Below are 11,996 nucleotides of genomic sequence, written 5' to 3' on the forward strand. Positions count from 1 at the left end.
CCAGCCGACCCACCCGACGATCACGCCCGTTCGGCCTGCTCGCCCTCCCCGCGATCCTCACGCTCACGACGCTCAGCGCGCCCGCCGCGGCCACCCCGGGCGTCGACCGCGCCGCCGGGCCCCGGACGCCGCGGCCGAACATCGTCTACGTCCTCGCCGACGACTTCGGCTGGACCAGCACGAGCAGCCCGCTCACCAACCAGGGCAACGGCAGCGACTTCTACGAGACACCGGCCCTGGAGCGGATCGCCCGCGAGGGCGTCGCCTTCGACAACGCGTACACGTCCGTGAACTGCACGCCGACCCGTGCCGCCCTGCTCACCGGGCTCTACGCCCCCAGGCCGGAGAACAACATCTACCTCGTCGGCGACCTCAACCGCGGCGGCGACGACACCCTGCTCAAGGGCCCGCCCCAGGGCCGTCCCGACGGGGCCACCGCGCTGCCCCCGGAGGCCGTCACCTTCGGCGAGCGCCTCCAGGGCGCCGGGTACACCACCGGGTACCTCGGGAAGTTCCATGTGACGCGGACGGCCGAGGCCCTCACCGCACAGCACGGCTTCGACGAGAACATCGGCGGCCAGGCCAGCGGCGACCCGGGCGCCTACCACGCGAAGGACGGGCAGTTCGGCCCGAAGATCGGCCCCGCCCTCGACGCCTTCGCCGGCGACTACACCCGGGCCTACGTCGACGAGAACATCCGCCCCTGGAGCGCGGGCACCGACCCGGCGGCGCTGGACGCGCTGGTGGGCACGGACAAGCACGTCTCCGACGCGCTGGCCGACGCCACCATCGACTTCGTCGACCGCAACAAGCAGGACCCCTTCCTCGCCTTCCTGAGCCCCTACGCCGTCCACACCCCGGTCGGGGACGCGCAGGGCCGCAGGGACCTGCTGGCCAAGTACAAGGTCAAGACGCCGGGCACGAGCACGTCGAACCCGGCGTACGGGGCGCTGGTCGAGGGCCTCGACCAGAGCGTCGCCCGGGTGGTGCGCCACCTGGAGACCACCCCGGACCCGCGCAACCCCGGCCACCCGCTCGCTGACAACACCGTCGTCGTCTTCACCGCCGACAACGGGGGAGTGGAGAACTTCACCGACAACGGCCCGCTGCGCGGCCAGAAGGGCGAGCTCCGCGAGGGCGGCATCCGCGTCCCGCTGATCGCCTGGAGCGGCAATCCCGCCCTGGTGAAGGGCGGCCGGATCGTCCACACGCCGGTGTACGCCGCCGACCACCACGCCACCATCGCCTCGCTCGCCGGGGCCGCGCCGGCCGCCCGGCCCGTGGACGGGGTCTCCCTGAAGGGGCTGTTCGCCGGCGACGGCGCCGGGCTCGGGCGGCAGGCGCTCTTCTGGCACCTGCCCGGCTACCTCGTCGCGGGCGACCGTGACCAGCGTCCGCAGTCGGTGATCCGCTCCGGCCGCTGGAAGCTGGTCCACTCCTACGAGGACCGCTCCTGGGAGCTGTACGACCTGGCCACCGACCTCGGCGAGGCACGCGACCTCGCGGGCGAGCGGCCGGACCAGGTGCAGCGTCTCGGCCGCGAGCTGATCCGCTGGCTGGACGAGGTGGACGCGCCGCTGGCCACCCTGCGCGAGGGCAGGGAACCGCTCCGCTTCACCGTCCGGGGGACCACCTACGCCGACGGCCGGGCCACCGTGCGGACCGGTGAGACCGTCGTCGTCCGGCCGGGCGAGGAAGTGCCCCTGGTGCTCCGGACGCCCGCCGGCCGCTGACGCGCCGGGGCGGCCTCCGCACCCGGCGGCCGCCCCCGGCCCGCCGTCGCCCGCCCGTCACCCGACCACGTACGGAGTCCCCATGAGCAGCCATGCCCCGGCGGGCGCCACCCGCCGCCGCTTCATCGGCGGCGTCTCCGGCGCCGGTGCCGCCGTCGCCGCCCAGCTCGCCGCCGCCCAGCCCGCCGCACCGCACCCCCGCGACCCCGGTCCGCGTCCCGGCCGCCCGCGCCGCCGCCCTCCCAACATCGTCGTCGTCACCGTCGACGACCTCGGACTGTACGAACTCGGCGCCTACGGCAACACGTTCAACGAGACGCCCCGTATCGACCGGCTGGCCCGCGAGGGGACCCTCTTCACCGACGCGTACGCCGCCGCTCCGCTCTGCTCGCCGACCCGCGCCGCGCTGGTGACCGGGCGCTATCCGGCGCGCACCGGCATCACCGACTTCCTGCGGGGCGAGAACGCCGCCAGTGACAAGCACCTCTCCCCGTCGGTCCCCACCGTGCCGGACGTGCTCCGCCCGTACGGCTACACCACCGCCCTGATCGGCAAGTGGCACCTCACCGAGACCTACAGCGGCCCCTACGAGCAGCGGCCCGGCAACCCGTACGCCCACGGGTTCGACGAGGTGATCGCCAGCGAGCAGAAGTACATCGCGGACGGCGACTACTTCCACCCGTACTTCTTCATGCCGGACCTCCCGGCCCGCGAGCCGGGCGAGCATCTCACCGACCGGCTGGCGGCGGAGGCCGCCGCGTACATCACCCGCCACCGCGACGAGCCGTTCTTCCTCCACGTCTCCAACTACGCCGTGCACACCGCCCTCGACGCCCCGGCGGACCTGGTCGCCGAGTACGAGGCGAAGCCCGGTGCCGACGCGCCGCCGAACCGGCCCGTGCTCGCCGCGATGCTGGAACGCGTCGACGCGCAGGTCGGCCTGATCGCCGACACGCTGGCCGGTCTCGGGCTGGACCGCGACACCCTGCTGCTGGTCACCGCGGACAACGGCGGCGCCCACCGGCCGGCCAACGCACCCCTGCGCGGCGGGAAGGGCGAGCTCTACGAGGGCGGCATCCGGGTGCCGCTGATCGCCCACCGGCCGGGCGGTGTCCGCGCCGGACACCGGGAGGCCACGCCCGTGAGCACCATCGACCTCCTGCCCACCGCGCTCGACCTCGCGGGCGGCAGACCCGGCGGCCGGTTCGACGGCGTCAGCATCGCACCGCTGCTGACCGGTACCGGCCGCCGGCCCGAACGCGGCGAACTCTTCTGGGTCTACCCGCACTTCATCGGCCGGACCCACCCGCACGCCGCCGTCCGCAGCGGACGCCACAAGCTGGTCCGCCACTTCCGCGACGGCCGGACGGAGCTGTACGACCTCGCCCACGACCCGGGCGAGACCACCGACATCGCGGCCCGGCACCCCGGGCTGACCCGCGCCCTCCGCGGCCGGCTGGAGGCGCACATCGCCGACGTCGGCGTCCTGCCCGCCCCGCCCGGGGCAAGGGCGTACCCGGTCACCGAACTGGAGGAGACCTTCGACGACGGTCTGGCGCGCTGGAGCGTCCTGCCGGTGACCCCGGACGTCGGCACGGTCGCCGTGGACGGCGGCCGGCTGAGCGTGAGCGCGCGGCGGATGACGCATCTGGTGTTCCGTTCGGACGTCGCCCCCGGCTCCGACGAGGCGGTGGCGGTGCTGGCCCCCGGGGCCTTCGCCGAGGCGGGGACGCAGGACACCGTCTTCGTCGGTGTCGCCCAGGACGCCGCCAACTACCTGCTGTTCCGCTACCACAACGGGCTCCACCGGGTCGGCTGGGACCTGCGTGTGGGCGGCCGGCTGATCACGGCCGGGGCCGAACCGCTGGACAACCTGGACGGCACCGTCGACCTCACCGGCCCCGGCGCCCGCTTCGCCTTCGTGCTCCGCGGGACGGCGGCGACGGCCTACGCGGACCAGGGCAGGGGCTGGGAGTACCTCTTCACGGCCGACACCGGCGGTGCGCTCGACCTGAGCGATCCCGTCGTGCGGGCCCGGTACCGCTGGGCCGCGAGCGTCCGGCTCGACGACGGCACCGTCTCGCTCGACGGCCTCACGGCGCACCGCGCCTGAGCCGCGCCGTACACCGCCGGGGCCCGCCCGGGCCCCGGCACTCCGGCCCGGGACGCTGCGGCTCGTGACGCTGCGGTGCTGCGGCGCCGAGGCGCTGCGGCTCGGGACGTTCCGGATCAGGGCGTCTCATTCCGCGAGGAACGCCGCCAGCGCCGGGGCCAGCACGTGCGGGGCCACTTCGTGGGTCTGGCCGGTCAGGGTGCGGTGACGGGCGCGGGGGAGGGCCGAGGCGACGGCGCGGGCGGCTTCGCGCAGCGGGGCCGGGCTCGCTCCGCCGTCCACGACCAGGACGCGCCCGGTCACCGAGGCCAGCAGGTCGGCCGGCACGGAGCCGTCGCCCATCACCTCGTGGTCGTACACGAGCGTGTGGGCGAGCTTCTCCATGTCCGCCCACACCGGGAGCCGGCGCAGCCCGTGGAGCGCCTCGTCGGGCATCCCGACCGCCCGCAGGAACTCCGCCAGGGCGTCGCCCGCGCGGCCCTCGGCCAGCAGCTCCCGCAGCCGCTGCGTGCGGTCCAGGTGGGCCGCCCGGGCCTCGGGGCCGGTCGCGTACGGCGGCTCGTAGACGGAGAGCCGGCGGACGGGGACGCCCGCGGCCGCCGCCCGCAGGGCCAGCGCGCCGCCGGACGACACGCCGTGCACCATCGCCTCCCCGCCGGCCAGCGCCACGACCGCCGCCAGGTCCTCGATCTCGCGCTCGACCGCGTACGGGGCCCGGTCCCCGCTGCCGCCGCGGCCCCGCCGGTCGTAGGTGAACACGGTGAAGTCCGCCGCCAGTAACTCCGCCAGCGGCGCGTCCGACGCCGAGGTGCACAGGGCGCCCCCGACCAGGACCAACGCCGGTCCCCTGCCGCGCTGTTCGCAGGCGAGGGCGGTGCCGTCGGCCGACATGGTCAGGCTCAGGGTGCTGCATCGGTTGTCCATGGGAGTGCTGACCGGCCCGCCCGGCGGAACTCATCGGCGCGGCGGGAGGAACTTCCGGGCGGCCGCGGGGGAGCGTCCCCGCCGTCCGCGCGGCCCGTACCGTGACCTCATGAACATCTGTGTCTTCCTCTCCGCCGCCGATCTCGACGAGCGCTACACCGGCCCCGCCCGCGAATTCGCGGAGCTCATCGGCAAGGGCGGTCACACGCTGGTCTGGGGCGGCTCCGACGTCGGTCTGATGAAGGTCGTCGCGGACGGCGTCGCCGAGGCGGGCGGGCGGCTGGTGGGCGTCTCGGTGAAGTTCCTCCGGTCGAGCGCGCGGGCCGTGGCCGACGAGATGGTGATCGCCGAGGACCTCGCCGAGCGCAAGGCCCTGCTGCTCGCCAAGTCGGACGCGATCGTGATCATGGTCGGCGGGACGGGGACCCTCGACGAGGCCACCGAGATCCTGGAGTTCAAGAAGCACGGGCACCACACCAAGCCCGTGGTGCTGCTGAACACGGCGGGTTTCTACGACGGGCTGAAGCAGCAGTTCCGCAGGATGGACGAGGAGGGGTTCCTGCCGCTGCCCCTCACCGAGCTGGTGTTCTTCGCGGAGGACGGCGCGTCCGCCCTCGCGTACCTGGAGGAGACCATGGGCGTGCAGTAGTGCGAGCATGGCGGGCATGGCTACCCACCTGATCACCGGCGCAGGGTCCGGAATCGGCGAGGCCGTGGCGCGGCGGCTGCACGCCCGCGGCGACGAGCTGATCCTCGTCGCCCGCGACGCCGGCCGCGCCAAGGAGCTCGCGACCCGGTTCCCCGGAGCCGGCACCCTCGTCGCCGACCTCGCCGAGCCCGACCGCATCTCCTGGGCCCTCGGGCACCAGACCATGCCCGACCGGCTCGACTCGCTGCTGCACGTCGCGGGCGTCGTCGACCTCGGAGAGGTCGGCGAACTCACCACGAAGACCTGGCACCACCAGCTCGACGTCAACCTGGTCGCGCCCGCCGAGCTCACCCGGCTCTTCCTGCCCCAACTGCGCGTCTCCCAGGGCCATGTCGTCTTCGTGAACTCCGGCGCCGGGCTCGCCGCGCACGCCCAGTGGGGCGCCTACGCGGCCTCCAAGCACGGGCTGAAGGCGCTCGCGGACTCGCTGCGCCACGAGGAGCACGCCGCCGGGGTGCGGGTCACCACGGTGTACCCGGGGCGCACGGCAAGCCCCATGCAGGCGAAGGTGCACGCGCAGGAGGGCAAGGAGTACGACGCGGCCCGCTGGATCGACCCCGAGTCCGTCGCCACGGCGCTCGTCATGGCGCTCGACCTCCCGCGCGACGCCGAGGTCAACGACCTGACGGTCCGCCCCGGGCGCTGAGCACACCCCCGGCGCCCCGGTCCCGGGGGCGGTCGGTCACGCGCCGCCCGCCCCCGCACCCGGCGGTCCCCGGCCCGGCCGTCCCCCGGCGCCCGCGTACGCTTCCGGGGTGAGTGACACGAACACCTTCCCCTGGGGTCCCGCGACCGGCGTCGGCTCCCTGCCCGGCGGGGACGCCCGCGAGAGCGCGAAGACCGTCACCGGGTCCTTCGAGGACTTCCCCTTCCTCGCCGAACTGCCCGCCCGCGGACCGGGCGCCGACATGATCGGGCGCAGCATCGGGCTGCTCGTCGAGATGTACGCCCATGTCGAGCCCAGCGGCTGGCGGGTCAGCGACCGTCCGGGGCGCGACACCCGGCGCGCACACTCCTGGCTGCGCGAGGACCTCGACGCGCTGGAGGAGTTCACCCAGGGCTACGAGGGCCCGCTGAAGGTCCAGGCCGTCGGGCCGTGGACCCTCGCCGCAGCGCTCGAACTGCGCGGCGGGGAAGCCGCGCTCGGCGACCCCGGTGCCTGCCGCGACCTCACCGGCTCGCTCGCCGAGGGGCTGCGCGGCCACCTCGCCGACGTCCGCCGCAGGGTGCCGGGCGCCCGGATCGTGCTCCAGCTCGACGAGCCCTCGCTGACCGCCGTGCTGCGCGGATCCGTCCGCACCGCCAGCGGCTACCGCACCTACCGGGCGGTCGACCGGCAGGTCGTCGAGAGCGGGCTGCGCGACGTCTTCGCGGTGCACGACGGGCCCGTGGTCGTGCACTCCTGCGCCCCGGACGTGCCGTTCGCGCTGCTGCGCCGCGCGGGCGCCGCGGGCATCTCGTTCGACTTCTCGTTGCTCACCGAGCGTGAGGAGGAGGCGATCGGCGAGGCCGTGGAGGGCGGAACCAGGATCCTCGCGGGAGTCGTGCCGTCCACCGACGCCGCATTGTCCGACCCGGGCGGTAGCGTCATGGGTGTCAGGACGCTGTGGCGCAGGCTGGGGCTGAATCCGGGGACTCTCGCCGAGTCCGTCGTGGTCACTCCCTCCTGCGGTCTCGCGGGCGCCTCGCCCGCGTACGCGCGTGCGGCGCTCGCCCACTGCGTCCGGGCCGCGAGATCGCTCGCAGACAACCCTGAGTGACGGGTGCACGGGACACGGGAGGACCAGACGGTGGCTGGCGAAGAGCAGACGGCACTGCCCGCCGATGTGCGGGAGCGGCACGCGGAGCTCGCCGAGCAGATCGAGGAGCACCGCTTCCGGTACTACGTGAAGGACGCCCCGGTCGTCAGCGACGCGGAGTTCGACACCCTCATGCGCTCGCTGGAGGCGATCGAGGACGAGTACCCGGCGCTGCGCACCCCCGACTCGCCGACCCAGAAGGTCGGCGCGCACTACGAGACCGAGCTGACCAAGGTCGAGCACCGCGAGCGGATGCTCTCCCTGGACAACGCCTTCGACGACGCCGAGCTCGCCGCCTGGGCGGAGCGCGTCGCGCGGGAGGTGGGCGCCCCCGGCCACCACTTCCTGTGCGAGCTCAAGGTCGACGGCCTCGCGGTGAACCTCACCTACGAGCACGGTCGCCTGACCCGGGCCGCGACCCGGGGCGACGGCCGCGTCGGCGAGGACATCACCCCCAACGTGCGCACCATCGCCGAGATCCCCGACCGGCTGCGCGGCGACCGCATCCCCGCCCTGGTCGAGATCCGCGGCGAGGTCTACTTCCCGATGGACCAGTTCCAGGCGCTGAACGAACGCCGGGTCGCCGCCGGTGAGCAGCCGTACGCCAACCCGCGCAACAGCGCCTCCGGCTCGCTGCGGCAGAAGGACCCCCGGGTCACCGCCACCCTGCCGCTGCACATGGTGGTGCACGGCATCGGCGCCCGCGAGGGCCTCGACATCGACCGGCTCTCCGAGGCGTACGACCTGCTGCGCGACTGGGGCCTGCCCACCGCGCGGCACAACAGGGTCGTGGGCTCCCTGGAGGAGGTCCGCGCCTTCATCGCCCACTTCGGCGAGAACCGCCACTCGGTGGAGCACGAGATCGACGGGGTCGTCGTCAAGCTCGACGAGATCCGCCTCCAGGGCCGTCTCGGCTCGACGGCACGCGCCCCCCGCTGGGCCATCGCCTGGAAGTACGCGCCGGAGGAGGTGAACACCAAGCTCGTCAACATCCGGGTCGGTGTCGGCCGTACGGGCCGGGTGACGCCCTACGCGCAGGTGGAGCCGGTCACGGTGGCGGGCTCCGAGGTCGAGTTCGCCACCCTGCACAACCAGGAGGTCGTCAAGGCCAAGGGCGTGCTCATCGGCGACACGGTGGTGCTGCGCAAGGCCGGGGACGTGATCCCGGAGATCCTCGGGCCCGTGGTCGACCTGCGGGACGGCACCGAGCGGGAGTTCGTGATGCCCGCCGAGTGCCCCGAGTGCGGGACGCCGCTGCGGCCCATGAAGGAGGGCGACATCGACCTCCGCTGCCCCAACGCCCGCTCCTGTCCGGCGCAGTTGCGCGAGCGGGTGTCCTACCTGGCAGGCCGCGAGAGCCTGGACATCGATTTCTTCGGCGAGGTCGTCGCGGCCGCGCTGACCCGGCCGCTGGAGCCGGCCGAACCGCCGCTGACCGACGAGGGCGACCTCTTCGGTCTGACGATGGAGCAGCTGCTGCCCATCAAGGCGTACGTGGTCGACAAGGACTCCGGCCTCCCCAAGCGGGATCCGAAGACCGGCGAGGACAAGACCGCCATGGTCTTCGCCACCAAGCAGGGCACGCCGAAGGCCAACGCCGTCAAGCTGCTCGCGGGCATCGAGGCGGCCAAGCGGCGTCCGCTCGCCCGGATCATCAACGGGCTCTCCATCCGCCATGTCGGCCCGGTCGCCGCGCAGGCACTGGCCCGGGAGTTCCGTTCCATCGAGCGGATCGAGCAGGCGAGCGAGGAGGAGCTCGCGGCCACCGACGGCGTGGGTTCGATCATCGCCGCCTCCCTCAAGCAGTGGTTCGCCGAGGACTGGCACCAGGAGATCCTGCGCAAGTGGCGGGAGGCCGGCGTGCGGATGGAGGAGGAGGCCGCCGAGGGCGACACGGGCCCCCGTCCGCTGGAGGGGCTGACCGTCGTCGTCACCGGAACCCTGGAGAACCACACCAGGGATGGCGCAAAAGAGGCCCTCCAGTCCCGCGGCGCGAAAGTGGCCGGTTCCGTTTCCAAGAAGACGAGTTTCGTGGTGGTCGGGGACAACCCCGGTTCGAAGTACGACAAGGCCGTGCAGCTGAAGGTGCCCGTACTGGACGAGCCAGGCTTCGCCGTCCTGTTGGAGCAGGGACCGGAAGCGGCGCGCGAGGCCGCTGTGGCGGAAGAGGCCTGACGCGACGTCACCGACGTCAGGGGCGCACGGGGGCGCCCCTGACGGCGTGTACGTCCGGAAAACTACGCACCGGCCGCCGGTGGAACGCCGAGTACAGGTCACGCGTTCAGTGCATAACAGGGGAAGAAGGGTGGCCGGGTCGCAATCGGGCAAGAGCTGTAGAGCGCTGCCCGTCCGTGCCTCCCGCGTCCTACTGTTGAGCTGTGCGCCCGTCGTGCACGGCTGCGTGGGGGGCATCCGGTCGTGGGGGCGAGGCACGGGGAATTCCACCGCGGTCGTCCGGCCGACCGGACGGCCCCGGCACACGAACGACCGGAGACGACCCGGGCATCGGCACCGCCGGCTGTGAGAGGGACGGGAATGGAACCGACCGAAAGCGCCGCCCCGGTCCCGCGACCGCGTGCACTCGCGGCACTGACGGGCACCGCCCCCGGGCTGACCGCCGCCGTCGTCACGGCCGGCGGCGCCCTGCTCCTGACCGGCGTCGTGACCACCGTCCGGGAACGCAGCGCCCTCTTCCCGGGATCCACCGCCGGCTGGGCCCTCGCGCTGCTCACCGGGATCATCGTCGGACATCTCGTGCTGCTCGGCCGCGACCGCTGGTGGGGCGGCACCGGATCGGGCGCCGCCCTCACCCTCGCCACCCTGCTCCTCTACGGCTGGGTCCCCGCCACGCTCGTGAGCCTCTCCGTCGTCACCCTGGTCGCCGCCGCCGGCCGCGGCCCGCGACGGCACGGCCTGCTGCACGGGGCCGTCGACGTGCTCGGCATCGGCGCTGCCGCCCTCGTCCTCGCCGCGTTCGGGGTGACCCCCAGCGTCGAGCGGCCCTGGGACCCGCTGGAGTGGGACGTGGGAGCCGCCGCCGAGATCGTGCTCGCCGCGGCCGCCTATCTCGCCGTCACCCGCCTGCTGCTGTGGTACGTCCTCGCCCCCCAGGGCGGCGGACTGCCCACCGTCGCCCGCACCGCCCTGCTCCGCCAGGGCCTGGTCGCCGGCGCGCTCGTCTGCATCGCCCCGCTCGTCTGCGTCGTCGCGGTCGCCGTGCCGATGCTGCTACCCCTCTTCGCCGTGGCGCTGATCGCCCTCGACTCCACCCTGTGGATTGCGCGGGCCAGGGCCGAGGAGCAGCTCAAGGACCCGCTCACCGGGCTCCCCAACCGGCAGTGGCTGCTGGAGCGCACCTGGTCCGCCCTGGAGGACGCCGAGCGCTCCGGCGCCCGGTCGGCCCTCGTCCTCATCGACCTCGACCGCTTCCGGGCCGTCAACGACACCCTCGGCCACCTCGCCGGCGACCGGCTGCTGCTCCAGATAGCCGACCGGCTCCGGCTCGCGCTGCCCCGCGGGGCGGAGGCGGCCCGGCTCGGCGGCGACGAGTTCGCCGTCCTGCTGCCCACGGCCGACTCCACCACCAGCGCGCAGCGCGTCGCACGCCACCTCGTCTCCGAGCTGTCCTCCCCGCTCGACCTGGACGGCCTCACCCTCGTCCTGGAGGCCAGCGCCGGGCTCGCCGTCTTCCCCGACCACGCCCTGGACGCCGAAGGACTGCTGCGCCGGGCCGACGTGGCGATGTACCAGGCCAAGCGCGACCGCACGGGCGTCGAGGTGTACGAGTCCAAGCGGGACAGCAACACCCCCGACCGGCTCGGCCTCCTCGGCGACCTGCGCAGGGCGCTGGACGCCGGCGAGGTCGAACTGCACTACCAGCCCAAGGTCCGCTTCGACGGGCACGTGGCCGGCCTGGAGGCCCTGGTCCGCTGGGTGCACCCCGAGCGCGGGCGGGTGCCTCCCGACGAGTTCATCGCCATCGCCGAGTCCTCCGGGCTCATGCCGCATCTGACGGAGTACGTCCTGGAGACGGCGCTCGGGCAGGTGGCGCGCTGGCGGGCGCAGGGGCTCGACGTCCCCGTCGCGGTCAACGTCTCCCCCCGCGACGTCCACACCCCCGGCTTCGCCGGCGCGGTGGCGGCCCGGCTCGCCCGCCACGGGGTCCCGCCGGGCGCGCTCCAGCTGGAGATCACCGAGCACGTCCTGCTGGAGGACCCCCAGCGCGCCGCCGACACCCTCGCCGGGCTCGCCGACCACGGCGTCAAGATGTCCCTGGACGACTTCGGGACGGGCTACTCCTCACTGGTGCACCTGCGCCGGCTCCCGGTCAGCGAGCTGAAGATCGACCGCTCGTTCGTCGCCCGCCTCGCGCGCGACGCCGAGGACGCCGAGATCGTCCGCTGCACGATCGACCTCGCCCACTCGCTGGGCCTGCTGGTCGTCGCGGAGGGCGTCGAGGACGACGAGACCTGGGAACGCCTGCGCGACCTGCGCTGCGACGCGGTGCAGGGCTGGCTGGTCGCCGCGGCGATGCCGCCCCAGGAGACGACGGCGTGGCTGCTCGCCCGCGGCGAGAGCGGCTGGCACCGCCCCTCCCGCCACCCCGGTGAACGCCGCCCGCCCCAGCCCTCTCCCCGCCGCGCCGTGACCTGACCCGGACCGGCGGCCGCGACCGGCGCGGCGGGGAGAGGGCTGGGGCGGGCGGCGTTCACCGGGGT

Annotated in this window: 8 protein-coding genes; 7 read left to right on the forward strand and 1 reads right to left on the reverse strand. The window is 74.1% G+C overall.

The features are described from left to right. Nucleotides 1-1,733, forward strand: a 1,733-nt coding sequence (locus tag EAO77_RS13595) for a sulfatase (RefSeq protein WP_147988254.1), incomplete at its 5' end; no start/stop codon positions are given. Nucleotides 1,734-1,815: 82 nt separating this feature from the next. Further along, on the forward strand, nucleotides 1,816-3,846 hold the full coding sequence (locus tag EAO77_RS13600; protein ID WP_187283207.1) for a sulfatase: 2,031 nt from the start codon (nucleotides 1,816-1,818) through the stop codon (nucleotides 3,844-3,846). A 126-nt stretch (nucleotides 3,847-3,972) separates the two neighbouring features. Here EAO77_RS13600 and EAO77_RS13605 read toward each other — a convergent pair whose 3' ends face one another. Beyond that, nucleotides 3,973-4,770 carry an alpha/beta fold hydrolase gene (locus EAO77_RS13605; RefSeq protein ID WP_147988255.1) on the reverse strand — a complete coding sequence of 266 codons (798 nt, stop codon included), beginning with the start codon at nucleotides 4,768-4,770 and terminating at the stop codon, nucleotides 3,973-3,975. A 109-nt stretch (nucleotides 4,771-4,879) separates the two neighbouring features. On the opposite strand from EAO77_RS13605, the gene EAO77_RS13610 reads away from it, so the two are divergent. The 5 genes from EAO77_RS13610 (at nucleotide 4,880) to EAO77_RS13630 (ending at nucleotide 11,931) form a co-directional block, all read left to right on the forward strand. Further along, a complete protein-coding gene (locus EAO77_RS13610) occupies nucleotides 4,880-5,419 on the forward strand; it encodes a TIGR00730 family Rossman fold protein (protein WP_147988256.1) in 540 nt (179 codons plus the stop codon). A gap of 16 nt (nucleotides 5,420-5,435) precedes the next feature. Beyond that, the gene (locus EAO77_RS13615; RefSeq protein ID WP_187283208.1) at nucleotides 5,436-6,125 is read left to right on the forward strand and encodes an SDR family oxidoreductase; all 690 of its coding nucleotides are present in this window, start codon (nucleotides 5,436-5,438) and stop codon (nucleotides 6,123-6,125) included. A 109-nt stretch (nucleotides 6,126-6,234) separates the two neighbouring features. After that, nucleotides 6,235-7,239: a methionine synthase gene (locus EAO77_RS13620; protein WP_147988258.1), complete on the forward strand. Its 1,005-nt coding sequence runs from the start codon at nucleotides 6,235-6,237 to the stop codon at nucleotides 7,237-7,239. A 30-nt stretch (nucleotides 7,240-7,269) separates the two neighbouring features. Continuing rightward, entirely contained in the window at nucleotides 7,270-9,453 is a 2,184-nt protein-coding gene (gene ligA, locus EAO77_RS13625; RefSeq protein WP_147988259.1) for an NAD-dependent DNA ligase LigA, read from the forward strand. Between the two features lie 360 nt (nucleotides 9,454-9,813). Further along, a complete protein-coding gene (locus tag EAO77_RS13630; RefSeq protein ID WP_147988260.1) occupies nucleotides 9,814-11,931 on the forward strand; it encodes a putative bifunctional diguanylate cyclase/phosphodiesterase in 2,118 nt (705 codons plus the stop codon). Nucleotides 11,932-11,996 lie beyond the last annotated feature (65 nt).

The organism is Streptomyces sp. T39 (genome assembly GCF_008042045.1).
In the GTDB taxonomy this organism is placed as follows: domain Bacteria; phylum Actinomycetota; class Actinomycetes; order Streptomycetales; family Streptomycetaceae; genus Streptomyces.